We start from the raw sequence: 25,299 nt of genomic DNA on the forward strand, positions 1-25,299 counted from the left end.
CGTGTTGGAGGGGGCTGTCGGTGGGGGCCGTGTCGCTGTCGTACAAGGGGCACCGGTACCCGGTCGAGGTCATATCCCACTGTGTGTGGCTGTACTTCCGCTTCCCGCTGTCGTTCCGCGAGGTCGAGGAGCTGATGCTCGAGCGCGGGATCGTCGTCTCGTACGAGACGGTGCGCCGCTGGTGCGCCAAGTTCGGGCAGTGGTACGCAGGGCGCTGCGCCGGCGGCAGCCCCGGCCTGGTGACAAGTGGCACCTGGACGAGGTCTTCATCAAGATCAATGGGGAACAGAAGTACCTGTGGCGGGCGGTCGACCAGGACGGCAACGTCCTGGACATCCTGGTGCAGAGCCGCCGGGACAAGGCCTCGGCCAAGCGCTTCCTGCGCCGCCTGATGAAGAAGACCCGCATGGTGCCGCACGTGATCGTCACCGACAAGCTCCGCTCCTACGGCGCAGCCCACCGCGAGGTCATGTCCTCAGTTGAGCACCGGCAGTCGAAATACCTGAACAACCGGGCCGAGAACAGCCACCAGCCAACCAGGCAGCGCGAACGGGCGATGAAGGGCTTCCGTTCTGTGGGCGGGGCCCAGCGGTTTCTGTCCGCGTTCAGCGGCATCTCGCCCCACTTCCGGCCCCGCCGCCACCTGATGACCGCTGCCGCCTATCGAGCCGAGATGACCGTCCGCTTCGCGATCTGGGACCAGACCACCGGCGCTGCCGACCGGCCCACCACGGCCTGACCACAGGCCCAGCTCCCAAGCCCACCCTGCCCCGACGGGCCGTCAGGCAGTCACACCCTCAACAACGTGACAACGCCCGCCAAGGCGATGTCGACCACCGGTCGCACCCGTGCCCACACCGCTGCGGCCGCCGCCCGCGCCCGCTGTGCGAGCCGGTAGACGGTGCAGGCGCCGAACGCCCGGATCGCGGAGGTGCGCCATCGCGTCCGCAGCTCGGTCAGCGACAGCAGCTCGGTGCGCTTGGGCGGGCGGGTCTGGTCGGCGGCCTGGCAGGCCAGCGCGTAGGAGGCCCGCTCCTCCGGCGCGTGCCCCTGCTTCTCTTCGTACTTGGCGGTGAGGACGGGCAGCACGTCCTCGATCTGCTGGCGGCGGGTCGACTGCCAGCCGATGAGTCGCTGGTCGATGCCCGCGATCTCCATGACGGGCCTGCGGCCGGGCGTCACCTCGCGTGGCTCCCACGCCCATCCGAGCCGCGCGGACACCTCCTCCATGAAGTAGAGGATGTAGGTGGTGTCGGCCGCGACGATGTGGGCCATCAGCGAGTCCGCTGACAGGTTGCCCCACGTTCCCTTGTCGTCCGGCCGCCGGACGCGGATCGACACGATCGCATGATCGTGAAGCAATGGCTTCGATTCCGTGGCTCTGGACTCGTAGTGCCGGAAGGCCGCGACGATCAGCCCGTCCTTGACCCGGGCGCGGCGCTTGCCGCCGCCTTTCCAGCGGATCTCCGCGACCTCATCCCCCAACCACGCCAGCGTCTTGTCCCGGGCGATGCCCTGGCACAGCTCCAGCACCACGCAGGTGTCGTCATCCCCGAGCGCCCACGCGATGTGTGCCGTCGACGGCGCCCGGAACACCAGGTGCATGGCCAGCCAGGGGGTGCGTTCCTTGGCCTTGTCGGTCTTGGCTGAGCGGTTGTGCTCGATGGGCCTGCCCAGCACGGTCGCCCGCCTCGCCTGCTCCGGGCTCTTGCCCTGCGCCAGGAGCTCGCGCTCGATCCGGTCGGCGTCCGGGTGCCGGCCTTCCCCCAGGAGGAGTTCGGCCTGCCGCTCGGTCACCACGTCCCCGTCCTTGAGGCCGACCGCGGCCAGGCCCCGGCCCTTCCACACGCCGGGCGGGACACCGGCTTCATCCTGGGCAGCGCGCAGGGGCTTGCCCGCCCGGCGTTGGCCGTCGCCGACCATCACGCCGCGGAAGAGATAGCGCCACCCGCTCCCCGGGCGAACCTCCGACATGCTGATCATCGCCCCATGGAACCCCGGAGGTGACCTGCGAAAAAGCGCGATCCGGGGTCCTTCCCGCCGGGCGGGAGGCCATCACCAAGCCTTTAGCGTGGCGCCCGTCAGGCGGGCCGTCCTGCCAGCCGAACCCGGGATTCAGACGGTCTCGGCAACAGTGCCGCTCGTTGTCGCGCGCGACATTAGAGCGGCCCGCAGGCTAGCCCGGTCCGCCAGCGATTGCTCGATCTGCTCTCGAATCTGGTCGTGGACCCCTTCGTAGGTTTCAACGTCCTGTACGGGATTGCGTTCCTTCTCGAGGAAGTGCTCCCACAGGGCGGCGTCTTCGCCAGGGATCGTCAGGCGGGCTTCGTTGTCGTGGAACTCGGTAACCCAGCCCCGGGCTTCGGCGAGATGCAAGCCCAAGCTGGCCGCTTCCGCACTCAGGCCCGTCAGCGCCGCCAGCTCGCTGCGTGAGCAGCGCACGCCGTTGGGGTCAATAAGCCGACCGGTGTTAAGGCGGCCAGAAAGGACATAGAGGATGGCTTGCACCACCTCGGGCAGGTCGGCTTCCCACATGGCGTTTACGAAGACCTCTCGAATCTCCGCGAGTTCGTCCAGGTTCATGCGCGCGGCACGCTGAGCCAGGAGCTCACTCTCGTCGCGCTGCCCGTCCAAGGCCTTGGCGGCCCGGCGGTAGGTAGTGCCCGCGCTCTTGGCCTGGGCGCGGATACGGGATTTGCGGCCGTTGGAACCATTCTTCGTCATGCGCTTCTCCAAGGGACCCACGCTCCTCCCGGGGCAGCAGAACGAGTCTGGCGGCGGGACGTCTGCACGGGCCCGTGCCGGCTGAAGCCGGGGGAGCCTTGGCCGGACTGGGTCGCGGGCGGCGTGGGCGCTGCGACAGCGGCGAGGCGGCGTTCGTGTCATGCCGACTCGCACCGTAGTGGTCCCGGGGCCGCCCGCCGAGGCGTTCACCCTTACGTGGGCGTGCCGCTCCGTCAGGGGTCGTGCGAATGCTGCGGTGCCGACAATCTCCGGTCAACACACCAAGTGCCCTGCGCTTCTCACCACTTGGCTTCACCAAAGCTACCGACGCCCGGGGAAGAGTCTCCCCCACGGTTTTCGATCCGCCCTCGCCCGCGCTGTTCCACGCTAGCCGCCCCTAGATACCGGGCTTCCTGCCGATACTCTTCCCCCCGTGAGTTGGGCGTATCGACTGAAGGTTCTGACATGAGCAGAGTGCTGGCGGTCTACAGCGAGAAGGGCGGCGTGGGCAAGAGTGCCCTCTCCGCAGGACTAGTCGCGGCCGCGCGGAAGCGGAAGCTCGGTGTCATCGCGGGCGACCTCGATCCGCGAGGAACCTTCACGGCAGAGCTGGGCATTTCTGCCGATGAGGCGCCAGCGTTCTCCATGAACGACCTGCTGGCGCTGGATCCGCAGGGGGAGACCGGCCTGGCCGTGGACGCGTTCGCTGAAGCGGGGAAGGCCTGGTCCGGCGTGCAGGTCATCGCTGCGGAGCGGGCTCTCGCCAATCGGGAGACCGACAACGTGGCCGTCGGCCTCGAGTTCCGGCTGCGGCTGGGGCTCAAGGGCGTAGTCGGGCCCGACATGGTCGGCGTCCTGGACCTGCCGCCTCGGGCCGGCGGGAAGCTGGTGACGTCTGCTCTCGTGGCGGCTACCGACGTCCTCATCCCGGCGACGCTGGACGAGGACGGCCGCATCGGTGCGGCGGAAGCTCTGAGCACGATCAAGCTCGTTAAGGATCTGGGCATGAACCCGGACTTGAGGGTGGTGGGGATCATCCCGTCGATAGTGCCGGGTGGCCGCAGCACGCTGAAGGACGCCATAGGGGAGTTCCTGGCGGACACCTACGGATCCCTCTACCGGGACGACCTGGTGATCCCTCGCCACTCGGTGCGCCAGCAGACGCGATTTGCGTGCGTGCCGATCACCGATGCGCCGGGCCGGGAGGCGCAGGCGCTCACTGACGTATACGACCGGATTCTCACCGCATCAGGAGTGGAAGCGTGAGTGGCAACAAGCTGATCGCGGCGGGCAACAGCCGCCTGAAGAAGGCTGCGGACTCGTCTGTCGACCCCGCGGTTCCGGCTGAGCTACAGAAGCGCGCAGCGACGTCAGCCGCGAAGCAAGGTTCGGTCGACGGGCCTAGCGTCTTCGCTCGCGGCCGGGTTCTCAGCGCCGACGACATCACCGGCACCCCTGAGGAACAGCTCGCCTACATCACCGAGCGCCTGCACGAGATCGACCTCGCCGGTAAGCGCGCCGAGGACTTCACCGTCCTGAACAAGGCGGTGCTGCTGGAGGTCGCCCAGGAGCGCGAGCTGCACCTGGTGGCCGGTCACACCAATTTCTCGGTGTGGGCGGCGGATGTGCTCGATGTCGAGCCGAAGTACGTGTTCGAGCTTCTGCAGGACGCGGCGCGCATCCGGGCCATCAGCGAGCTGGGGCCCGACCTCGCGCAGCATCTGACACGGGCGTCGGCCCGCAAGGTGATGGCCGAAGTGATCGCCAGCCAGGGCCTGGAGACCGCTCAGGTAGTGATGACCGAGGGGTTGACGCAGGCAGCGGAGCAGGGCAAGAAACGGCCGACTGCCTCACTGCTCGCCTCGATCGTGAAGGACCTGACCACGCCTGCGATCCCCGCACAGGAGGCGAGGTCAGAAATTTCTGACCTCCCGGCGTCGCCACCCGCACCGGCCGCGATCACGGCTTTGGAGCGGGCGGCCGGCTCACTCAAGGACCGTGTCTACGCGCCTCTGGCGCCGGCTGCGGTGCAGGCCGCCCTGGAAGCCGACCCGGTCGCGGCTCGCGAGCACCTGGAGCGTCTGGAGTTCGAGGTGCAGCGCGTGATGAAGCGGCTGACCGCCGCGAACCGTGCCGTTGCCGCCGCCTCACCGGAGCAGGCCGAAGCCACTTCCGGCTGAGAGTCGAGACAGAGGTCAGAAATTTCTGACCTCCCTGCGTCACCATCGACACAGATCCCCGCCTCGCCGGAGTTCGCGGCTCGCCACAGAGCCCGTGAAACGCAAAAAAGGGCCGTGCCCACCGCAGATCACGGTGGGCACGGCCCTATGTCGTGCCGGTGGTGCGTGTCAGGCCGCCCAGGTCGCGGGCGCGCCTTCTTCGTCGGGTTTGGGGATGCTGGCGGTGGCCGCCGGGCGGCGGGGTGCCGCATGGCGGTGATCGGGACGGCGCCGGGTTCGGCGGCCGGCGCCCAGACCACGCGCCAGGAGTCTTCCCCCCCCTGCGTGACGTGGCAGAGCGAGCCCCTGTGAGCCTTGTGTTCCCGGTCATGCCGGGAACACAAGGCCCAGACGGTACGCCGTACCATCTGCCTCCCGCCGGTAGCCGACAACACAACCGAGGCCCGCACGGATGTGTCCGTAAGGGCCTCGGAGCGGCTCCTACTTCGCGGCGGCCGGTGCCACGGCCGTCTTCCTCGGCCACCCAACGCTGCGCCGGCGATCAGGCCGAGCTCGGTGAACGTGGCATCGCTGTCGAGCGCCTGAAGGTCGGGGTGCTCCGCGGCGATGTGCCGCAGAACAGTCTTGATCGCCAGCTCGTAGTTCGAGCGGGTCGCACCGGAGGCGCCGGCCCGCCAGGCGGCAACGCTGGGGCCGGTCCGCGTGCTGCCCGGTCCGCTACGCCTCCTGCTCGCTCTCCGCGGAGTCCTTGGTCCACTTCAGCCGTACCTGGAAGGTGGCCTTCGACTCGCCGTCGGCCAGGACGGCGAGCAGGCGGGAGGACTTCACGCCCAGCTCCAGGCCGAACTCGATCTCCATCTCGTCCGGCGCGGCGGCGCGCACCGCGTCGCGCAACTCGGAACTCAGCTGGCGGACGGCGTCCGCGACCTGGGTGAAGGACAGCGCCTGGCGCAGGCCGACGTCGGTAGGGCCAGCGCCGGAGCCATCTGCCGTGCGGGCCCGGACCAGGATCGTGGTGCCATTGCCGAGGTCCACCTCGTAGGTCTCAGTTCCCATTCCAGTGCCCTTCCCGTGAACGAAACCGGCTTCCCCCGGCGCCTGCTGAGATACTGTCAGCAGCGCTGAACCCGTGCAAAGCGGGGGCGGAAGGCGCTGGGGAGCGTTGTGGTGGATCCCGACACGGTCGATGGTGTGCTGATGCGCTGCCTGGTGCGGCTCACCGCCCCTGAGGTGCCGGGCGGGACCGGGTTCTTCGTCGCCCCGGGCCGGGTGCTGACCTGTGCCCATGTGGTGGCTGCCGCACAGTCCCCGCAGGTGCGGGTCGTGCACCTCGACGGGGAGTTCACCGGCCGGATTGCGGCGCTCTACCCGCCGGTCCGGGGCAGCGGTGTGCTGTACCCGTTTCCCGATCTGGCGGTGGTCGAGGTCGAGGTACCCGGTGCGGAGTGCGTGCTGCTGGACCAGGAGCTGCCAGGCTTGGAAGACCGGCTGCACTGCCTGGGGTTCAGCGACGTCTTCAGCGGGCAGACGCCGACGGCAGAGCCGGCCACTTTCACCTTCGAGGGCGTGCACGACACCGGGGAGGGTCGGCTGCTCAAGCTGGGTGCTGGCGCGCACGCCAGCCCCGGGATGAGCGGCGCGCCGCTGGTGAACCTGCGGACGTACCGGGTTTGCGGACTGGTCAAGACGGCTCGCGACGCATCGGCCCCGTCCGGGGGATGGGCGGTGCCGGCCGGTGCGTTCGCTCCGGACGTGGCGGCTGCCAACGCGCGGCACGTTGCGCGGAGCGGTAGTTGGGCACGGCTCCTGCCGCTGTCCGGGCCAGGGCACTGGTCGAGCGCCACCGCTGACGCCGTGCCCGTGCGCCTGCGCGGGCTGCTGAGCCAATCCTCGGCGTACCTGGCGGCGGTCGACTCGATGGTCCGGAGCTGCGCGGGCACCCCGGACGTCCTGCGGCGGTGCCGCCGACTCCTGGAGTTGGCCACCGCGATGGCGGAGCCGGAGGCGCTGCGGGGGCTCTCCGCGCGCGATGCCGTGGTGCTGACTGCGGCGGTGCTGACCCTCGCTCGGTGCGAGGAGTTGCCGATCGGCGAGCTGGCCTCGGCCATCGCGGACGACCGGTCGCTGCACGCCGCCTGGACCAGGTATGTGCACGCCGTCGAGTCCATGCCGCCGCACCTGTGGCAGGAGCGGGCCGGATACGAGCACGAGCCCGACCCGAGGGCGCTGGAGGCCCTCGCCGCCGACCTCGGCGAGGCCGAGCAGCGAGCGGTCGCGCTCTTCCGGGACGCGCACGGCCACCTGCTCGCTGCGGCAGTCACCGGCGCGGACACGATGCCGCTGCTGCTGCGCAGCGAGCCCTTCGAGGGGTGCGGCGCGGTCGTCTCGGCCCTGCTGCGCACGCTCGCGGATCCGCCCGACTCCTTCGCGGAGCGTTGCGTCGAACTGCTCGGCGGCGCACGGTTCGTGGCCGGCTGCCGGGTGCTGTACCTCGGCTCGCTGCTGCGGGTGGCGCTGCGGATGCGCCCACTAATGGAGGTCTCGGCCGACGAAACCCTCACGCCCGTGAGGACGTCCAACACGACCGACCACTGGCAGCGCCGGCTGCAACGGCAGGTCGGCGACATCCGCCTGGAGAGCGAGGAGGGCGCGGAGGCACTGCGCATCGTCTGCTCCCCGGGCAACCCCCGGCTGCTGGAGGCCCTGCACACCACGGTGGTCGAGCTGCGTGACGGCGTCAACCAGTGCTCGGCCGTGCTGGCCCGGAACTACCCGGTCGGGCGTGAGGCGGTCTTCCGGTTGCGCTTCCCGGTGATCCGGAGCAATATCGACGACCCCATCCGCTATGTCCGCGAATCCGGCCTCGCCTTCGAGCCCGAACTGGGGCGGTTGACCCTCAACGCCTCCGGTGTGCTGCCGCTGCTGGTCCGGCCGCTGTACGGCCACCGACCGGAGGTCGGCGTGCGCGAACTGCTGCAGAACGCGCTGGACGCGGTCTGGGCACGCCAGGCGATCCAGGCGGGGCGCACCGGAGTTGACGCCGAGCCGGTCGACCACCGGATCGTCATCGCCATCGCCGACCGGTCCGCTCTGGAGCTCCCGCTGCTGGCCGGCGAGATCGCGCCCCCGGAGGACTGGGAGCAGTGGATGGAGGTGCGCGACACCGGGGTCGGCATGACCGCCGATGTGGTACGCCAGAACTTCCTCACCGTGGGCGGCACCTGGGACCCCACCACCGACCCCTCCCTGCCCCAGCTTCGGGAACGTCCACGGCGGCTGCGGATCGGACGCTTCGGTATCGGGGTCAACGCCGCCTTCCTCCTCGGCTCCGAGATCCAGGTGATCACCCGCCACCTGGCTGCCGCCGAGGACGAGGGCGTCTGCTTCCGCTTCGTCGAGCGCGACGACACGACGGAGATCCACCGGTGCCGGGCTCCGATCGGCACCACCGTGCGGATCCGCCTGGACCAGCAGACCAGCGAGAAGCTACTGGAAGACCCGGACGCCTGGGACTGGTTCCGGCACACCGACCCACCGGTGATGCGCGGGGTGGTCCGAGACGGCGAGTTCCTGCCGATCGTGAACCAACTCGCCCGCCTCACACCGGGCTCACAATGGCGCAGACTCCAACTGCCCCCCTACGGCGAGGTCTCCTGGACACCGTCGCCGGAATCCTTCAAGTCCCACATCTTCGTCAACGGCGTGCGCATCGTCTCGCTGCACCAGAACTTCGACAAGAACGTCATGGAGCCGGTCGACCAGCTCAAGCAGCCCGTCATCGACATCGCGGACCGGAACTCCGCGACCGCGATCCGACTGACCCGGGACGACTTCATCTCCTACCCGGAGGACGCCTTCCGGGCCGTCCGCCGCGATGCGGTCGCCGACCACCTGGCCTGGCTGGCTCTGGTCGCCGCCCAGGGGCCAGACGCGCACATCCCGTGGGAGTCGCGGCTCTGGGAGGATTGCCAGCACCACCCAGGATCGGGCGATGGTGTAGTCAACGCCGCACCGTTCGTGGTCAGCGAGAGCGGCATCATCCCACTCCACCCCGTGCTGCTGCACCAGGCGGGCATCACCGAAGTCGACCTGCTGCTGTCCCGAGGTGGCCTGACCGCCCCCAGCGAGGGCCAGCCAGTGGATGAGCAACTCCGCATCACCCCAGCAGCCCTGCTGAAAGTGCTGCCACCACGTCCCGGCAGAGCGATCGGACTACTCAAGGTGGACATGTTCGGCGGCTTCGGGTTCAGCCCGTTCGCCGCCGGCGTGTCGGACACCTTCTACTTCGCCAAGCGCGCCCTCAACGCCTCCACTCGCGTCCAACTGCTCACCACCATCCGAGGCGACGCCTACGCCCGGATGAACGAGGGCGCGCAGGTCCAGCAATGGGGCGACATCCTGCTGCTCCGCGACTGGGGCCGAGTCACGATCACCTCCACCAGCAGCGAGGAGCGGCGGCAGAAGGAACGGGAGATCGGCGAGCGCCACCAGCGCGAAACCGAACAAATAGCGGCCTACTGCGCCACTCTCGGGTCCCATGGCCCGGAAAACGTCCACACCATCTTCAAGCGCGTGCTTGCCACGCGCTGCTACGGCGTGCTGCGCGCCTGGCTCACACCGCCCGAGGGCCATCCCGACGACGTAGTCGAGCTGTGGCAGGAGTACCGCTTCCCGCCAGTCCTGCCATTCAGCGCCCGGGAACGCCTCCTACTCTCGCCGCGGGCAGCCGAGCTGCGCATGCGGATGGAGCGCATTGCCCGGGAGGAGGCGGACGGCGTGCCCGACGGCCTGGTCCCAGGCAAGGGGATCAGCACTCCGACCTGGCGGGCGTTCCCATACTGACGGTGGACCAGTCACGAGTGCTCGCTGCCTCGGTGAGTGCGGCTGCCGGGGCCGGGACTACCAGGCCAGTACCTCCGTCGGGCCCATCACGAATGACGGGGCGGGCCTCCGGGTGGCTGCGTAGGTCAGTACGAAGAGCACTTGTCGGTGGGAGCTGGGAACAGTTGGTTGCTGCTTGGCCTCCGAATATTGAGGACTCACTGGTCACTGACCGCCTACGCACAAGGGTGCGGGTGCCGTAAGAAGACGCCGTGCGTGAGGACGGCGCGCGGGATGCGGGGGATGAGCTCCGCCGGGTCATCGCCCGGATAAAGGTGCAGGTTCCGCCAGCCATGGATGCGGGCCATGTACGCGGCGGCGGCCTCGATGACGTCGGCCCACCGCTGGTGTCCGAGGACGACGAATTCCCTATTGCTTAAGCGTGTCGAAGCGGCTACTGAAGGGCTGGTCTGTGAAGGCATGTTTTCTGGGTACGGGCGGCCGGTCCGCGATCGCGGTCGGGAGAACTGCAGACCTGGTTCGAGGGCTTGGCGGAACGCGAAGCGGAGTCGGGTGTCCGGCCCAGCGACGCCATCTTCCTGTCGCCAGAGTATCGAGTGGACCCGCTACTGACCTGGTACGTCCAGTCCGCCTGCCCGACCCTAAACGTCAAGCTCAGGCGAGCAGCTCCTGCACACTCAGGCCCGCCAGGACCTCGGGTGCCGACCGGGCCAGCCACCGCCGGGTCTGGTACCAGCTGCCGAGGCTGACCGCCTCGGCGAGCAGGGCGAGCTTGCGGGTCTCGTCCGGCTCGTTGAGGGCCACCTTGTGAAGGGTTTCGATGCCCTTCACCGGGTTGCTGACGGTACGGGCGAGCTCCGCGCTCCGCCCACCTTTCCCGGTCTGCCGCAGGACCTCTGCCGCTGCGGCCAGGCCCTCGTCCTGAGACTCCGTCCGCTCGGTCAAGAGGGCCAACCGGGCGATCTCCTCGGCGAGCTCAGCGGCCCAGCGGGACTGGCCGGCCCCGGCCGCCGCCTCCGCCACCCGGGCCAGACCTCGGACCATCCGCTCCGGTGCCAGGTGTGCCCGGGCCAGCTCGGCGGCCCGCTCGTGCCCGCCGGCCGCGGCGACGGCGTCCAGGACGTACTCCAGGGTGGCGTCCATGATGTTCTCGTCGGCGAGTTCTGCGGCAATTTCGGCCGCCTCGCGGTGGCGGCCCCAGTGGGCGGCTCCCACCGCCACCTCCGTCAGCGCGGACTTGCGCCAGCCCTCCTCCTGGGCGAGGGTGCGGGCGATCGTGGCGGCGGCCTCGATGTCGCCGACTTCGGCAAGCGCCCGCACCACCTCCAGCACGGCCATGCTCCGCCCCTCCGCATCGTCGATCCTGGTGGCCAGGTCGAGGGCGACCCCAGTCCGGCCCGCCAGGGCCACCATCGCAACCTGCAAGCGGAGAGCTTCGTCCCGCGAGGCCGAATCCCCGCTCGCGGAGGCGAGCCGGACGGCCTCCGCCGCCACCTCCTCCGCTGCATGGTGCGCGCCGTCACCGGCCAAGGCCCGAGCCACCGCGGTCAACGCCTGGTACCGGCAGTAGGGTTCGACGATCGCCTGGGCGAGATCGACGGCCTCCTGATGGAGTCCGGACTTGGCGAACGCCTTGGCTTCATTGCCCAGGACTTCCATCGAGCGAGGCTCGGTGAGGGTGTCGGCGAGGTCGAGCGCCAAGTCCAAGTGCCCGGCGCGGTACAGCATGCTGACCACAAGGGCCTGCGCCGACGGCCGGTCGTCGGCGTCACTCGTCCACGTGACGTTCCATGCCTCCTGCGCCAAGTGAGCGGCGTGCTCGTGCTCCCCGGCCCTGATCAGCATGTCCATCAGATTCGACATGGCCGTTACCCGGCTTTGCAGACTCTCGATCGAGCAGGCGAGGGCGGCGGCCTGCTCATGAAGGCCAGCCTCCGCCATCACCTCCGCAACCGTGGCCATGCCCCGGTTCCGGTGGAAGGGCTGGGTCAGCGCGCGGGCGAGGTCTGCCGCCAGCCGGAAGTGGCCCGCGCGGGCCATGGCCACGGCGGTGTCCTCCTGCTCCTGCTCGAACGGCTCGGGGAGGGTCCGGGCTAGATCGGCCGTCCGCGCGGCGAGTTCGGCGGCTCTGGGAAGCAGACCGCAGCGCGCGGCCGCTGCTGCGGCGGCGGCCAGTGCCTCGATCTGCCGCTCTCCCAGGGGGTCGGCTGCCCCGACGGCCTCGGCCGCGAGCTCGGTCGCTTCCCGGTGCAGGTCCGACCGAGCCATGACCAGGGAGAGCCCGGCCAGGGCGGCGCTCCGGTAGTACCCGACCTCGATGGTCCGGGCCAGGTCCAGAGCCTCATCGGACCGGCCTGCCGCAGCCATGGTGCACGCCACCTCGCTCAGGGTCGCGTTCCGTCGGCCCAGAAAGCCCTCGGGGACGGCATGGGCCATCTGGACCGCCTCCTCAAAGTGGCCGACCTCCGCGAGGGCCTTGGCCACGTCGGCCATGGCCCCCTCCCGATGAAACTTGTGTGCGACGCCGCAGGCGAGCTCGGCCGCCCGTTCGACCTCCCCGCACAGGGCTAGTGCCTCGGCCGCTATGGATACCCCCGGGTTGTGAGAGCGGCTCATGGTTGGAACCAGCAAAAGGGCCCGGTCGGCCACGTCCATGGCTTCGCCGCCGTGGTCGGCCCGGGCGAGCGCTGCGGCGAGCCAGCCGAGTTCCGCACCCGCCCACTCGGGCGCGCCGGTACGGGCGAGGTCTGCGGCTTCGCGCGCCAGCTCGGCGGCCTGTTGGTGTCCACCGGCCCGGCCGACGGCCGCGGCTACCCGTACCAGGGCGTGCGCCCGGTAGGTCGGGTCGCCCACCGCACGGGCGAGGCAGGCGGCGCGGCTCTGGCAGCCGGCGCCAACCAACACGGCCACTGCGGCGTCGATGCTCTGTTCGTGGCTCTGTTCTCGCCAGGGCCTGTCTCCGGCTCGCTCCAGCAGGTCAGCGATCTCCTTCGCGAGCCGGTGTGTCGCGTGCCGGTCGTCGCCCTGTGCCGTCGCCTCGGCCGTCCGGACCAGGACGGTCAGACGGGCGTCCGGATCGGGCAGTTCGCGGGCCAGGGCGGCCGCCTCCGCAGCCAGCGCGGAGCAGGCCTCGGTGTGGCCGAGTGCGCCCAGCCCCCCCGCGACTGCAGCGATCCGGCTGGCGGACGCGGATGCGCGGGCGTGCCCCACCACCAGCTCCAGGCTGGCGTGGTCCTCCCGGAACGCCGCGACCGCCCCGCGGAGGACCTCGGCGGCCTTCGTATCGTCCTGGAGCAGGTCGGCGAAGGCCAGCGCGCGGTGCGGCTGGCCCAGGTGAGCCCACGTTACGGCCAGGTCGGCGGGCACGTTTCCAACGCTTCTGCGCAGCAGGTGGCGGCGCTGGGCAAGCCGCACGCAGGCGCCCAGGTCGAGTGTCGCCGGGCTGGCCAGCTGGAGCCGGAAGGCGTCGGCGATCTCCGCCAGCGCCTGGGTGTCGGCGCCGGTGGTGTACCACAGTCGCCGGTGCCGGGCGGTGTCCGTCGCCAGCGCGGTCGCGCGCGCGGTGTCCGTGCTCTCGCGCAGCAGCTGCGGATACCCGGTGAGGGCATACTCGGGCGTCTGCTCGGGCCAGTCGGCCGCACGCCACATCTCGACAAAGGCGTGCACGCGCTCCCGGTACGCGGCCAGCTCGGCCGGTCCGAGGCGTCGGAGAGCACCCGCACGGAGTTCCTCGTGGGCGAAGGAGTACAGCGGCTCGTGGTCGTGCCCGCTCGTCGGCCAGCGTTCATCGCGGGCCTGGAAGGAGCGGCCCAGGGAGCTGCCAAGGAGTTCCGTCACCTCCCACGGGCTGGTGTCCCCGACGAGCAGGGCCAGGTCGGCGGCGCTAAGCCCGCCACCGGCAGCGGCCAGCAGCCGGGTCAGCTCCCGGCCGAGGCCGGCACCGCCCAGCAGTCCATGCAGGTCGCGCTCGGCCGCGCGGCGCACGGCCAGTGCCTCGGGGGACGGCCGGAGGCGGCGGTCAATGGCGGGGTCGAGCAGCGGATGGCCGTCGGGGACGTCACTCGGCACCGGCGGGTTGGGACGCCCGGCCACCAGGACCCGCAGGCTGGCGGGCACCATCCGGGGCAGCAGCGCCGCGATGCTGTAGCCGCTGCTGGCCGTGTGCACACCGGTGTCCTCGTCCAGCCCGTCGACGACCAGCACCAGGCGGCGGCCGTTCCCGGCAGCAAGCTCGGCGGCGCGTTCCAGTGCGTCGAGGAACTGCCCGAGATCCGCGCAGTCGGTGTCACTCTCCTGCAGGTACGCCCGGAGCTGGCGTTCGAGGGCCGACAGGAAGGCGGTGCGGTCCGACCGGCCCGCGGAACGCGCGGTGACGAAGAACGCGAGTACATCTACACCCTTGGGCGGGCGCAGCGCGAACTCCGCCATCAGAGCAGTCTTGCCCGACCATGCCGGGGCAAGCCACCGCCAGTACCGCCCGGTGCCCGGGTCGGCGCCGTCCGGGCCGGTGCAGAAGGCCGCCATGTCGGCGAGTTCGGCCTCCCGGCCGACCAGTTCAGCTGCGGCGATCTGCCGAATCTCGTGCAGGTACCCCGACCGCGGCACGCGGTCGGCTCGGCCAATGACCAGATTCCCGCCCACCCTCAGGACACCACTGACCGCGAGGCTGCCGCTAGAGGCTTCCGCGTCGCCGGTGCCCTTGGCCACGTCCCGGTGCATCGCGCCCCTCCCCCATCGCGCCCCGTCCTCGCCCCACCTGCCGCTACCGGAGCTCATTCCCCGAGATCGCCTCGCCACCGTTCTCTGACCGCGCCTCGCCGGTGTGTTCGGAGGTCACGTCACCCCGCGGCACACCCGAGACGGCCACACCGCTGATCGAGCGGGAACCCGGCCCGAGGGCGGTGGTGGCACCCGTGTTCGAGGCCCGCAGCGTGCTGCCCCCGCCGGACCCAAGTGCGGCCCACACCGCCACGCCCAACGAGACGACACCCACCACTGCGGAGACCACCCCGGCCACCTGGTTCGCCCGGTCCCATGACAAGAAGCAGAGCGCCCCCGCCACGACCGCCACGGCGATGCCGGTCCCGCCCGCCACCACACGCTGTGCTCCGCTCATCGCTCAGCTCCCCTGGCGCTTGCCCTGCAGTAGCCCAGGACGACTACGATAGTGCGGCCGACTCCCGGACGAGGACGAACTGCCGTCAGCTCCGGTTGATCCGAGGGGCTCGCGCTTACGGTCGCAGGCCGCTCGATACGCCGCATCAGCAGCCCAGCAGTCACCATGGCCAAGGTCACCGAAGCCACCAACCACTACCAATGCGCCCGCAGTACGTCCAGGACACTCGGTCACCGCACGTCGCCCTCGCATCAAGTCCTTTTCCTCTTGGTCGCGTTCAGGATCAATCGAAGGCTTATCACCGTCCCGGAAACACCCGGACGAGTGGTTACGTGGCCGCCTGTTCGAGGCCGGACGTTAAACGACAAGCTGACTCAACATGCTGACTTGCCAAGGAAGACGAAGCCGACCGGGTAGAGGTGGTCGTCGGTGGGATCGTCGATGCCGGTGACGTGCAGGCCGCGATGGACGATGAAGCCGTCCTCCACCGCGTCCTCGCCGGGCGTCCAGAGCTGTTCGACCGGGTGCGTCGTGCCGTCGTCGCCCTCGCTGGTCACGATCTCGTACAGGGCGGTCACGCGGTCACTCCTTCCACGGCGGCCGCCAGGAGCTCCACGGCGTCGGCCTCGTACGGGTCGGCGAACAGATGGTGGTCGCTGACGTCGAACGGCGCGTACCGCACGGAGACCCGGCACCCGGGCACGGCGGTGGTCTCCTGCCTCTCCAGGGCGGCGGTAAGCCGGTCGTAGTCCTGCTGGGCATGCCGGGTCTGGGTGTACGGACCGAGACGCAGCAGGGTGTAGCCGTCGCGGCTGTCGTCGCATTTGCGGGCTTCGACGTAGAGGGCGTAGTGCGCGGGGTCCATGCCGACGTCGTCTGGCCGGGGCAGGCCCGTGGCGGCGTGGGTGAGCATCGCGTAGCCGGGCTGCCAGACGCCGAGGATTGCGGTCGTCTCGCAGCGCAGCCAGCCGCGGTCGGTGTAGCCGAGCTGGCGGCCGTGGAGGTAGGCCGCGGCGTGCGGGGTGTCGGGGTGGACCAGGGCCACGGCGATCATCTCGGGGCCGTGGTCGTCGCGGGTCGAGGATGGGCGCGCTCGATGAACGGGCCGATCCGTACGGCGATGTCCCGGCCGCTGCCGGGCGTCCAGGGCTGCGGGTCGCGTACGGCGGCGAGCATCGCGCGGAACTGGTCGACGACGGCCTGGTCCTCGGGGGTCAGGGTGCCGGGGGCGTGGCCGCAGCGGCGGAAACGGCGGATCATCGGGCGGTCTCCTGTTCGGTGCGGGCGCCGGCGGGCGTCTTGAGGGCGCGCGGCAGATGGACGTGCAGGTGCTCAACTACGACCTCGCGGCCGCGGGCGCGGAGTTCGCGGGCCAGGAGTTCGGTGAGTCCGGATGCCCTTTTCCGGACTAAAGGCCGTGTCTTATGTGGTGAGGCCGACGAGTCGCCTGCGGCGGCAGAGGGGCGGCGGGCGAGGCCGAGGAAGGCCAGGTAGTTGCGGGGGGCGCTCGTAACGGTGGCTGAGTCGGACGGTAGCCAGTCAGCCAGGAGATGGTGCACTCGATGACCCAAGCTTGCAGAAGGCTCAATGGCCGATTTGAAGCAGCGTCAGTTGACGTGTTCGGTAGTACCGGATACGAATTTTCCCGGCGAATCGGGAGGTTCCTTCACGCCATCGAGATTGATCATTGACCGGGCAGGAAAGGTGGTCAGGTGCCTGCCAGATTCCGCAGGCGTATGGGTTGAGCCGAGTTCTAGGAGTCTCCGCGCGGATGCCCACATCAATGGCGTTGGCGCAGCATGCGAAGTGGGAAGCCTTGCAGCCGCGATGGAGGGGAGGATCGCCGATGTCGACCTGTTGCTAGTGAAGTTGGGTGCGAGATCCAAGTCGGTACAGACCTCTCGGTCGTCCCGCTTCGTTTACGTCGGCGTCTCCTTGACCGTCCGGTTGATTGGGATGCCCACCGCAGCGGCGCACACATCAAGGTGTGCGAGGACATCAACAGCACGACCGAAATCTTCTCCCCTGCCGCAATCAAGTTCTTCAACTACTGATGATCACTCATCGCATCATTCCTCGGAGGCGTAAAATGGTTACCAAGGCTCTCAAGGCCATGGCGGGTCTAGTCGTAGTGGCAGCCGCCACCATGTTGACACCCGCACAGGCAGGTGCAGTTGAAACGGCAGCTGCACCGAACTGCCAGTTCGGCAACAGCTACGGCACCCTCGTCGACGGCGAGAACTTGAAAACAACCAGTGGCGCGGTCGTCGGCCAGATCCAGTTGTGCCGGGACAGCCAGTACAACTACTGGGGCTTTCTGCTGCTCAAGGCATCGCCTACTGCGAGTCAGTATGGCAACGCCGTACTTGGGCGGTGGCGCTCAGGTCTGCCGAGCTACGTCGACTGCGACAGTGCTGGCGGCAACGGCATCGTCCTCCCTGGGCAGACCCGGTGCTGGACGCCGAAGCTAACCGGGCTCAGTGGTGCCTACACCTTCCGTGCGGAGGGAAAGCTGATCAGCAGTCACACCAATCAGGAGATCGCTTGGGGCGCCACCCTCGAAACCCGCTGACCCAGGTGAACGTCGTGCACCGACGGAGGGGGCGGCGGGTCCTACCGTAGTCCGGTCAACGACTCTGTGCCTACCTCCTGCACAACCGAGGGCAATGCGGCTGGGGCCTGCGGGCAGGTCCGCGTAGTCGGCGAGGTTGGCAAGCAGCTCGCGGGCGCCCGGGGTGTTCAGGACGACGTCCTGGACGCGGGGACTGAGGCCGTCCAGGTCGAGGATGTCGCGGGCAGCGGCCGGGTCGCGGAGCCGGTCACGGACGTCTTCGATCCGGTCGGCGGCGGGTGGGACAGGGGAGCCGTCCGGGCTGGTGGGCAGGTGCAAGTAGCCGAACGAGATCAGACGGATCGGGTGCAATGGAGCCTCCTGCTCGAGGATGAAGGGCGGGAACATGCGGAGCGCCGCGCCCGGCCGGGAAGGGCGGGGCGCGGCGCTCTGGGGCGGTGCTACTGAGTGGTGATGTCGGTGATCACGAGGAACTGGTCGGTGCGCAGGTCCATGACGACCTGAGCATTGGTGCCCTGGGCGCGCTGGTTGGCGGCGTACTCTTCGGCCGGCCAGGAGCCGCGGGGGCCTCCGGCGGGAAACCGCTCCAGTACGGTGCGGGTCTGTTCGGGGGCGGTGGCCATCAGGCGTCACCGCCGTTCACGCGCTCGTGGATGTCGATGAGAGTGGCGATGGCGTCGGGGTTGTCCGCGCGGCCGACCCTCTGCCCGAGCGCGGTGAAGACGGGGACCTTGTCCTGGTCGGCGTCGAAGATGACGCAGTAGTCGCCGTACCGTTCCATCACCATGTCCCGCAGGACCGGGATGAGCCCGGTGTCCAGGACCTCCAGGGCGTCGACGGTGAGCCGGGCGTTCTCGCCGGGCGTCTGGGGTTGGACCAGGACGCCGGCGACGCGCAGCAGGTCGCCGGGCTGTATGCCGTTCAGCAGCTCGTGGGTGATCCGGGGGTCTCCGCTGGTGCAGGTGACGACCGTGTCGGGGGCGTCCTCGTCGACGGTGTCGATGTCGGCGGGGCGGACGATCAGGTCGAAGGTGGCGGTCCCGATGCGCGGGCCGGGGGCGGGTATCGCGTCGACCCAGCCGTCGACGGCGCAGTGCTTGGTGTCCATCAGCTGGCCTCCGCCAGGGGCTTGGTGGGGCGAGGGGAGCGGGGTCGGGTGGTGCGCTGGGCGATGTCCAGCAGCTCGCGGTTGCGCCGCTGCTGGGCGGGCGTGAGCGGGCGGGCCTTCGGGCCGTGGCGGTGCCAGAGCGGGGAGGCGGGCGGCTCGGGGTAGGCGAGGGCGTGGTCGACGTCGCGGTCGGTGCTGCTCATGGAGGTCCTCCAGGTGGAGGTCAGGCGTGGTCGCCTTGGCCCTTGTCCTTGGACTTGGGCTGCGGCGTGAGGGGCGAACCGCCCGAGGCGGGCCTCAACGGGGTTGGCGGTGAGCCAGTCCTCGGCGCATGCCTTGTGCACTGGCTCGCCGGAGTGGGAGCGCATAGGCGTGGGCTTGGAGCACAGCGCGCAGGGGAGGTCCTGCCAGCGGTCGAAGTGCTGGTTGTCGCGCCAGACGAGAAGCTCGCCGGGAGCCGGGATCAGGCCCGGCTCGAACGGCTGCTTCTCCTTCTTGCGTCGCGGGCGGGTCACGGCCGGAAGGCGGGCAGCTGCTGGAACACGCGGGCCAGCAGCTCCTTGGTCGGCTTCCAGGGCACGACCTGCCCGCGTGCGGGGACCGGTAGCGGCAGCTCCTGGACGTCGTCGAGGACCAGATGCCAGGCGCCTGGGTGCGCCCACTCCGAGCAGAGCGGCGCACCGTCGAGGTCCTGGTGGCAGTCGGTGATCCGGGCGATGCCGACCACCGCTCCCCTCACCAGCTCGCGGCCGCGGATGGTGCGGCCGATCAGCGGATTGCGCAGGGCGGGCTGGTCGATGGTCTTGCTCGTGTGCAGCAGCACCCAGCCGGTCCGCCACCGGCCGGGCCGGTTCTCGATGGTTTTGGCACCAGCGAGGATGCAGGCCTTCTCCGGGGGTTATCCCACTGTCGTGTGATGTCGCACTGAGTGCCTGCGTGGGGCACAGTGCAACGGTTCTCACGGGGTGTAGCTCTGTGGCTCTTCGTTGGATCACGCGAGGAGCAAGGACAACTAATGCGCGCATTCCCTGTGAGGATGCCGTCCGGAACCCGGTACTGGACGGTGCTCGACGACGAGTTGGAGGTGATGCCGATCGCGGATGGGTTCCTGCGCCACGTTCGCTTCGGCCTGGACCGTGCCGAGTCGACAACGAAGGCTTATGCCGGCGCGGTGGTTCTGTATCTGCGGTGGTGCCTTCGCACCGGCCGCGACTGGCGGGAGGCGGCCACCGACATGGGCTTGTTCATGGTGTGGCTAAGGTACGTTCCGGTCGGCGCCGAGGATCAACAGGTGGTACGCGGACCGGGCACGCGGCCGGTCCGCGGCGAGCGACGCATCAACAAGGTGCTCACTGCGGTACGCGGATTCCTGACCTTCGCGGTCGCCCGGGGTGAGGCGCCGTCGTGGATCCTCGGGCAGATCTACGACCTGGCGGACTCGCGCGACCTGCCGCTCGAAGCCCAGGCAGAGGATGCCCGGCTGGCCTACCGACTGCGGGCTCAGCACCGGTTGTATGAGCCTGAGACGGTGGTCGACCGGGCCGCGGACGTCGAAATCGTGGCGATGTTCAGGGCCTGTCGGTCGGCCCGGGACCGCCTGATCGTTCTGCTCATGGCCCGGGCCGGCCTGCGCCGCGGTGAGCTCACCGGTCTGCGACGCAGCGACGTGCATCTGCTGGTCGACAACGCCAGCCTGGGCTGCCTGGTCGAAGGGGCCCACGTCCACGTTCACCGCCGGGCCAACAGCAACAGCGCCTGGGCGAAGTCCCGACGGAGCAGAGTAGTCCCGCTGGACTTCGTTTCCGTGCAGGCCCTCGACCAGTACGTCGCTGAACGCCACCAGATCCAGGCCGCCGGGGACAGCGACTTTCTGCTGGTCAACCTGTTCCGGGCACCGATCGGGGCCCCGATGCGACCAGACGCGATCAATGACCTGATCGACGCGCTGGTCAGACGCGCGGGTATTCCGCGCCGGATCACCCCACACATGTCGCGCCACGCCTTCGCCAGCAACGTCAGGGATGCTGGCGGCAGCCAGGACGAACTGCAGGACCTCTTGGGGCACGCCTACGCATCGTCCAGCGAGCCTTACCTGCACCCTGATCCGAGTCGGCTACGCGAGGCTGTCGAGCGCGTTCCGACGCCCCGGGTCTTGGCCGAGGAGGCCGGGCGATGACGGCGATGCAGCTCGAATCCTTGCCGGGGCCCGAAGTGGTTGCAGACGCGGCCACCACAGCCCTGCTGGCCGCGATCACCCCGGAGTTCGCTACGGCGGTCCAGTGGGACCAGACGGACCTTGTGGTGGTCTTCCCCCAGCAGCACCTGACGCTCGGTTGGAAGAAGTGCGTGGTCCCCGGCTGCGTCAAGGCCCGCTCGCTCGCAAGCGGCATCTGTGCGAGCTGCCACGGCCGATGGCGCCGACTGGGGAGCCCGCCGGTGGAGGAGTACATCAAGGCCCCCAAGGTTCTCATCCGAATGGTGGGCGTCCGTCTCTGCACGGTGACTGGCTGTGAGCGCCCCTGGAAGAGCGAACGGACGCAGCTGTGTCTCGCCCACGAGGTGCAGAAGCGCAAGCTAGGGGTGTCTCTAGAGGAGTTCTTGGCCATGCCGGAGGCGACGGCCCACGCCTCGCTGGGACCCTGCCGGGCTGCCTCGTGTCTGCGAGAGCGCGCCGGCCGCGGCGCCTACTGCCTGGGGCACTACAACCGCTGGCGCAAAGCCGTGTGGGCCCAGCCGGATCTGGACGAAGAGCAGTGGCGCCGTACCGTCCCCGCGATCGCCGAGGACAACAAGATCAGCCTGCGAGGACTCCCGCTACGAGTGGCTGCCGAGTTCGTCTACGGGCTGCAGCAGCGCAGTCATCACGGGGTGAAGACCAGGTTCAACATGGTGCGCCCGCTGATCGATCAGATCCGGCTACAGCAGGCAAGGACGCTGAGTGAAGTGCCGCCCGAGTCCTTGAAGCCGTCCATGCGCCACCTGCGCAACGAGTTCGTACGGCACTGCGAGTTGCTTCAGTCCACGCCGGAGACCGAGCGGCACAAGGATTTCTGGACCCTCGCCGTCTTCGGATACGCCGGCAATCTCCGGTTCACCGAAATCCACCAGCGGTGGCTGCGGGAAGCGACCAAGGCATGGGCATTCGATGCCCTGCCACAGCGCCGGGGCAGAGGCGTCGCCGGCAGCATGCAGGCGTCGATCGAGGGCATCGTCCAACTCTCCGAGAGCCTGCGCCTGCAATGCGACGACGATGGTGAGGATCCGCGGAACCTGACCCGAACAGACGTCACCGCCTTCTGCAACCGCCTCGCCTATCTCCAGGACCAAGGCGAGCTGTCTCCCCGCCTGCGATCGCGTCACTGCCACTCGGTGCTGCGGCTGCTTGCCCGGATGCGCGCCATGGGCCTGACCCGACCTGGTCGCCCGCTGCACGGCTTGCCCGAGGATTTCACACTCGGTCGCGAGGACCTGCCGGACGAGCCCGAAGACCAAGAAGCCGGACGGGACCTGCCCATCGAGGCCATCCGCCACTTGTGCTCCCATCTGGACAAGATCGACGGAGGCAGCGGCATTGAAGTCCGCGCGGCCATCGAGCTCCTGATCGACACCGGCCGCCGTCCCGATGAGATCTGCCAGCTTCCCTGGGACTGCCTGGTGCGCGACCAGGACGGCAAACCGGTCCTGATCTACGACAACCGCAAATCCCATCGCCTCGGGCGCCGACTGCCGATCTCCGAGACCACTGCTTCCGTGATCGTCAAGCGACAGGAGGCGGCCCACGGCCGCTTCCCCGGCACACCCGTGGCCGACCTGGTGCTGCTGCCCTCCACCGTCGCCAATCCTGACGGTCGCAAGCCGATCAGCGCGGACTGGGTGAGCGGCCGACACCGGACCTGGGTCGACAGCCTGGCAGAGATCCTCGTGCCCACGGCCGTCGAGAGGAACGGCAGGACGGAGACTCGGATGCTGCCGTTCGACAAGCGGCGCATCTATCTCTACGCCTACCGGCACACCTTCGCACAGCGGTATGCCGACGCCGGCGTCCGCGTGGAGGTCCTCAAAGAGCTGATGGACCACAAGCAGCTGTCCACCACCCAGTGCTACTACCGCGTCGGGGAAAAACGCAGGCGAGAGGCCGTCGATCGCGTCACCACGATGCAGTTCGACCGGCACGGAAGCCGAATCTGGCGCCAGGCCACCGCCCTGCTCGACTCCGAGCACGCCCGCCGCGCGGTCGGCGAAGTCGCGGTCCCCTACGGCATCTGCACCGAGCCCACCAACGTCGCCTCCGGCGGCGGAGACTGCCCAGTCAGGTTCCGCTGCGTCGGATGCGCCCACTTCCGCACCGACGTCTCCTTCCTGCCCGACCTGGAGGCATACCTCAGCGACCTCCTGCGCAACCGGGAGCGACTGCTGGCCACCGTCGAAGCCGATCAGTGGGCGAAGGACGAGGCCATGCCCTCAGACGAGGAAATCCGCCGCGTTCGAAGGCTGATCACGCGCATCAAGGCTGACGTCGACGAACTCGACGACGACGAACGAGCCCAGATCGAACAGGCAGTCACCACCATCCGACGTGCGCGAAACAGCGTCGTCAACCTGGGTATCCCCCGCCTTCGCCAGCCACTCCCCGACATCCGTCCGGACCGGAGCGCATGACCATCACACCCATGACTCAGGGACGACGCGCCGACTCCGCTCGCAGGCGCCAGCGCGTTCAGAAGGCACTGAACGACGCCGCGAAGAACGGCACGGAGATCAGCGTCTCGGCGATCGCCCGCAGCGCGGGCGTCGACCGGACCTTCCTCTACCGGCACCGGGACCTGCTCGCTCAGGTTCACGCCGCCGCATCCGAACCGCCGGGCAGCCCAGACGCCGCACCGCAGGTCAGCAGGGCCTCGCTGCAGGCTGACCTCGCGAACGCTCAGAGCCGTTCTGTTCGCCAGGCCGCCCGGATTCACCAGCTGGAGAACAAGCTCAGCGAACTGCTCGGCGAACAAGCTTGGAAGCAGTCCGGCCTGGGCGCACCGGACGACATCGAGCAGCTCAAACGCCGCATCACCGCACTTGAGCAACAAGCCGTGGACCTCACGCGCCAGCTCGACGAACGCCAGCAAGAGCTCGACGCCGCTCGAGCCGCCAACCGTGAACTGATCACCCGCCTGAACACGGCACCCCGTCCAAGGGAGGCCCCTTGAGGAGTCGTCTCATTTAGCGAGGCGGCGATAGCAGATCAGTGTGCAGGCGATGCTGGTGAAGGCCAGGAACGGCCTTGCGCTCGTAGCGGCGGTGGAGCCGACGGCAGCCAGACAGCCACGCCATCGTCCGTTCGATTGTCCAGCGGTGACGGCCGAGGCGCTGGGAAGACTCGATGCCCTTGCGGGCGATGCGGTGGGTGATACCTCTGCCTCGCAGCCATCGCCGCAGGTGGTCATAGTCGTAGCTCTTGTCGGCGTGGAGCTTGGCGGGGCGCCGTCGGTGCGGCCCGCGGCGGGAGCGGATCGGCGGTTTTCCACGGACCAGGGGCTCCAGGGCCTGACTGTCGTGCAGGTTAGCGCCCGAGACGCCGAGAGAGAGGGGCAGACCGGTCCGCTTAGTGATGGAATGTCTCTTCGAGCCCTTCTTGCCCCTGTCGACAGGAGTCGGGCCCGCAAGTCCCCCTTTCAGAGCCCGTGTGTTCACCGAGTCGATCGCGCGCCGGCTCCAGCCCAGTTCTCCGCGTGAGCCCAGTTTGTCCAGGACTAGTGCTGTGACCAGGAAGGTTTACCGGGTTGCCGATCCGGTTGAGCATCGAACCTTTGGTTGCGTTGGGGCGGCCGTGTGGAAACCCGTTCGCCCCGTACAACCAACCCGCCTATCGTGCCTGCCGTGCAGATCACCACGATCGATCCACAGCAACGGTCCTACGGCCAGGGCGCTTTGGTCACCGACGCCACACGGCTGCTGTTCATCAGCGGCCAGATCCCGGAGGACAACGATGGTCACGTCCCGGATGACTTCGACGGCCAGTGCCGCCTGGCCTGGCGCAACGTACTGTCCGTGCTGGAAGCAGCGGACATGACTGTGCGTAATTTGGCGAAGGTCACCGTGTTCCTGTCCGACCGGCGCTACCGGGAGGCCAACGCACAGATCCGCCATGAAGTCCTGGGAGACCATGCTCCCGCCCTGACCATCATCATCACCGGCATCTACGACGAGGCTTGGTTGCTGGAGATCGAAGCGGTCGCGGCGGCCTGAGCGTCGGCTTCAAGCGCGGGTACGTCTACCTCGGCACGGCCACAGCGGCAGCCCTTGGCATCTGGCTTCGTGCCTGAGTCGGAGTGGATCCTCAGAAGCCCGCATCGGCGGGACGCTGGTGCCCACATGGGGCCGGATTGCCGTTCTTGTCGAAGACCTCGGACTCGTTGGCCGAATTCACCCACACCGTGATGCCCTGGCTGTGAACGACGACATTGAACGGGGACTCCTCGGGTGCTGTCTGCGTTACGACGGTGAACTCCTCACCCGGACGCATCCAGTGATCGGTTCCCCACGGCTCGACCCACAGGCAGAGCATGCTGTCCGTCTCGTTACTCACGCTCGTCTTCGCCACGCGAACACCGTAACGAGCAGCATGATCGGCCGGACAGCTCCTAGTAGTGCTTCGTTAGGTTGTGGGCTGGCTGCGGCTGCTCCGAGGTCTGGGCAGGGGGCGTCCGCAGGTGGTGCAGGTACCGGTCCAGCACCTCAGCAGGTCCTGAAGAACGTCGAGGACCTG

General features: G+C 69.0%; 21 protein-coding genes and 3 pseudogenes. 9 read left to right on the forward strand and 15 right to left on the reverse strand.

Annotation, left to right across the window (positions count from 1 at the left end):
- The first annotated feature begins 20 nt into the window (after positions 1-20).
- Positions 21-739 (forward strand): annotated as a pseudogene (locus tag ACZ4YY_RS33920) (IS6 family transposase).
- Positions 740-804: 65 nt separating this feature from the next.
- On the opposite strand, the pseudogene mobF reads toward ACZ4YY_RS33920, so the two are convergent.
- A pseudogene (mobF, locus tag ACZ4YY_RS33925) lies at positions 805-1,923 on the reverse strand (MobF family relaxase); the annotation flags it as partial.
- A 192-nt stretch (positions 1,924-2,115) separates the two neighbouring features.
- Positions 2,116-2,736, reverse strand: coding sequence for a hypothetical protein (locus tag ACZ4YY_RS33930; RefSeq protein ID WP_468298816.1), 621 nt, complete (start codon positions 2,734-2,736; stop codon positions 2,116-2,118).
- 453 nt (positions 2,737-3,189) lie between these two features.
- Here ACZ4YY_RS33930 and ACZ4YY_RS33935 point away from each other — a divergent pair, with 453 nt between their 5' ends.
- Both ACZ4YY_RS33935 and ACZ4YY_RS33940 read left to right on the forward strand, forming a co-directional pair.
- The gene (locus tag ACZ4YY_RS33935; protein WP_466728184.1) at positions 3,190-3,990 is read left to right on the forward strand and encodes a ParA family protein; all 801 of its coding nucleotides are present in this window, start codon (positions 3,190-3,192) and stop codon (positions 3,988-3,990) included.
- Complete coding sequence (locus ACZ4YY_RS33940) at positions 3,987-4,904, forward strand: hypothetical protein (RefSeq protein WP_468298817.1); 918 nt, start codon at positions 3,987-3,989, stop codon at positions 4,902-4,904. The genes ACZ4YY_RS33935 and ACZ4YY_RS33940 overlap by 4 nt, the downstream gene beginning before the upstream one ends.
- A 717-nt stretch (positions 4,905-5,621) precedes the next feature.
- Here ACZ4YY_RS33940 and ACZ4YY_RS33945 read toward each other — a convergent pair.
- Positions 5,622-5,960: a CU044_2847 family protein gene (locus ACZ4YY_RS33945; protein WP_468298818.1), complete on the reverse strand. Its 339-nt coding sequence runs from the start codon at positions 5,958-5,960 to the stop codon at positions 5,622-5,624.
- 111 nt (positions 5,961-6,071) lie between these two features.
- Between ACZ4YY_RS33945 and ACZ4YY_RS33950 the strand changes: the two genes are divergently transcribed.
- Positions 6,072-9,746 carry a S1 family peptidase gene (locus ACZ4YY_RS33950; protein ID WP_468298819.1) on the forward strand — a complete coding sequence of 1,225 codons (3,675 nt, stop codon included), beginning with the start codon at positions 6,072-6,074 and terminating at the stop codon, positions 9,744-9,746.
- 654 nt (positions 9,747-10,400) lie between these two features.
- On the opposite strand, the gene ACZ4YY_RS33955 is transcribed toward ACZ4YY_RS33950, so the two are convergent.
- From ACZ4YY_RS33955 to ACZ4YY_RS33975, 5 genes are all read right to left on the reverse strand, one after another.
- Positions 10,401-14,465, reverse strand: coding sequence for a hypothetical protein (locus ACZ4YY_RS33955; protein WP_468298820.1), 4,065 nt, complete (start codon positions 14,463-14,465; stop codon positions 10,401-10,403).
- 43 nt (positions 14,466-14,508) lie between these two features.
- Positions 14,509-14,862, reverse strand: coding sequence for a hypothetical protein (locus tag ACZ4YY_RS33960; RefSeq protein ID WP_468298821.1), 354 nt, complete (start codon positions 14,860-14,862; stop codon positions 14,509-14,511).
- Positions 14,863-15,236: 374 nt separating this feature from the next.
- A complete protein-coding gene (locus tag ACZ4YY_RS33965; RefSeq protein ID WP_468298822.1) occupies positions 15,237-15,440 on the reverse strand; it encodes a hypothetical protein in 204 nt (67 codons plus the stop codon).
- Entirely contained in the window at positions 15,437-15,916 is a 480-nt protein-coding gene (locus ACZ4YY_RS33970; RefSeq protein WP_468298823.1) for a hypothetical protein, read from the reverse strand. Before ACZ4YY_RS33970 ends, ACZ4YY_RS33965 begins: the two co-directional genes overlap by 4 nt.
- Positions 15,913-16,122 carry a hypothetical protein gene (locus ACZ4YY_RS33975; RefSeq protein WP_468298824.1) on the reverse strand — a complete coding sequence of 70 codons (210 nt, stop codon included), beginning with the start codon at positions 16,120-16,122 and terminating at the stop codon, positions 15,913-15,915. Before ACZ4YY_RS33975 ends, ACZ4YY_RS33970 begins: the two co-directional genes overlap by 4 nt.
- An 829-nt stretch (positions 16,123-16,951) precedes the next feature.
- Between ACZ4YY_RS33975 and ACZ4YY_RS33980 the strand changes: the two genes are divergently transcribed.
- Positions 16,952-17,434 (forward strand): hypothetical protein, encoded by a 483-nt coding sequence (locus ACZ4YY_RS33980; RefSeq protein ID WP_468298825.1) that lies wholly within the window; start codon positions 16,952-16,954, stop codon positions 17,432-17,434.
- Here the strand turns inward: ACZ4YY_RS33980 and ACZ4YY_RS33985 are convergent.
- Genes ACZ4YY_RS33985 through ACZ4YY_RS34005 form a run of 5 tightly spaced genes read right to left on the reverse strand, consistent with a single transcriptional unit; the run spans position 17,330 to position 19,365 of the window.
- Positions 17,330-17,821 carry a RapZ C-terminal domain-containing protein gene (locus tag ACZ4YY_RS33985; RefSeq protein WP_468298826.1) on the reverse strand — a complete coding sequence of 164 codons (492 nt, stop codon included), beginning with the start codon at positions 17,819-17,821 and terminating at the stop codon, positions 17,330-17,332. The genes ACZ4YY_RS33980 and ACZ4YY_RS33985 overlap by 105 nt on opposite strands.
- 53 nt (positions 17,822-17,874) lie before the next feature.
- Positions 17,875-18,057 (reverse strand): hypothetical protein, encoded by a 183-nt coding sequence (locus ACZ4YY_RS33990; RefSeq protein WP_380810320.1) that lies wholly within the window; start codon positions 18,055-18,057, stop codon positions 17,875-17,877.
- Positions 18,057-18,542 carry a carbonic anhydrase gene (locus tag ACZ4YY_RS33995; protein WP_468298827.1) on the reverse strand — a complete coding sequence of 162 codons (486 nt, stop codon included), beginning with the start codon at positions 18,540-18,542 and terminating at the stop codon, positions 18,057-18,059. Before ACZ4YY_RS33995 ends, ACZ4YY_RS33990 begins: the two co-directional genes overlap by 1 nt.
- Positions 18,542-19,057, reverse strand: coding sequence for a hypothetical protein (locus tag ACZ4YY_RS34000; protein ID WP_468298828.1), 516 nt, complete (start codon positions 19,055-19,057; stop codon positions 18,542-18,544). The genes ACZ4YY_RS33995 and ACZ4YY_RS34000 overlap by 1 nt, the downstream gene beginning before the upstream one ends.
- The gene (locus ACZ4YY_RS34005; RefSeq protein WP_468298829.1) at positions 19,054-19,365 is read right to left on the reverse strand and encodes a hypothetical protein; all 312 of its coding nucleotides are present in this window, start codon (positions 19,363-19,365) and stop codon (positions 19,054-19,056) included. The genes ACZ4YY_RS34000 and ACZ4YY_RS34005 overlap by 4 nt, the downstream gene beginning before the upstream one ends.
- 213 nt (positions 19,366-19,578) lie before the next feature.
- On the opposite strand from ACZ4YY_RS34005, the gene ACZ4YY_RS34010 reads away from it, so the two are divergent.
- Genes ACZ4YY_RS34010 through ACZ4YY_RS34020 form a run of 3 tightly spaced genes read left to right on the forward strand, consistent with a single transcriptional unit; the run spans position 19,579 to position 23,740 of the window.
- Positions 19,579-20,718, forward strand: a complete 1,140-nt coding sequence (locus ACZ4YY_RS34010; RefSeq protein ID WP_468298830.1) for a tyrosine-type recombinase/integrase — start codon at positions 19,579-19,581, stop codon at positions 20,716-20,718.
- Positions 20,715-23,201 carry a tyrosine-type recombinase/integrase gene (locus ACZ4YY_RS34015; RefSeq protein WP_468298831.1) on the forward strand — a complete coding sequence of 829 codons (2,487 nt, stop codon included), beginning with the start codon at positions 20,715-20,717 and terminating at the stop codon, positions 23,199-23,201. Before ACZ4YY_RS34010 ends, ACZ4YY_RS34015 begins: the two co-directional genes overlap by 4 nt.
- Positions 23,198-23,740: a DUF6262 family protein gene (locus ACZ4YY_RS34020; RefSeq protein WP_402366935.1), complete on the forward strand. Its 543-nt coding sequence runs from the start codon at positions 23,198-23,200 to the stop codon at positions 23,738-23,740. Before ACZ4YY_RS34015 ends, ACZ4YY_RS34020 begins: the two co-directional genes overlap by 4 nt.
- 9 nt (positions 23,741-23,749) lie before the next feature.
- Here the strand turns inward: ACZ4YY_RS34020 and ACZ4YY_RS34025 are convergent.
- Positions 23,750-24,287: pseudogene (locus ACZ4YY_RS34025) on the reverse strand (IS5 family transposase); the annotation flags it as partial.
- Positions 24,288-24,410: 123 nt separating this feature from the next.
- Here ACZ4YY_RS34025 and ACZ4YY_RS34030 point away from each other — a divergent pair.
- Positions 24,411-24,779, forward strand: a complete 369-nt coding sequence (locus ACZ4YY_RS34030; protein WP_201785075.1) for a RidA family protein — start codon at positions 24,411-24,413, stop codon at positions 24,777-24,779.
- A 91-nt stretch (positions 24,780-24,870) separates the two neighbouring features.
- On the opposite strand, the gene ACZ4YY_RS34035 is transcribed toward ACZ4YY_RS34030, so the two are convergent.
- The gene (locus ACZ4YY_RS34035; RefSeq protein WP_391452768.1) at positions 24,871-25,134 is read right to left on the reverse strand and encodes a hypothetical protein; all 264 of its coding nucleotides are present in this window, start codon (positions 25,132-25,134) and stop codon (positions 24,871-24,873) included.
- Positions 25,135-25,299 lie beyond the last annotated feature (165 nt).

It is taken from the genome of Streptomyces sp. NPDC030143 (genome assembly GCF_055573695.1).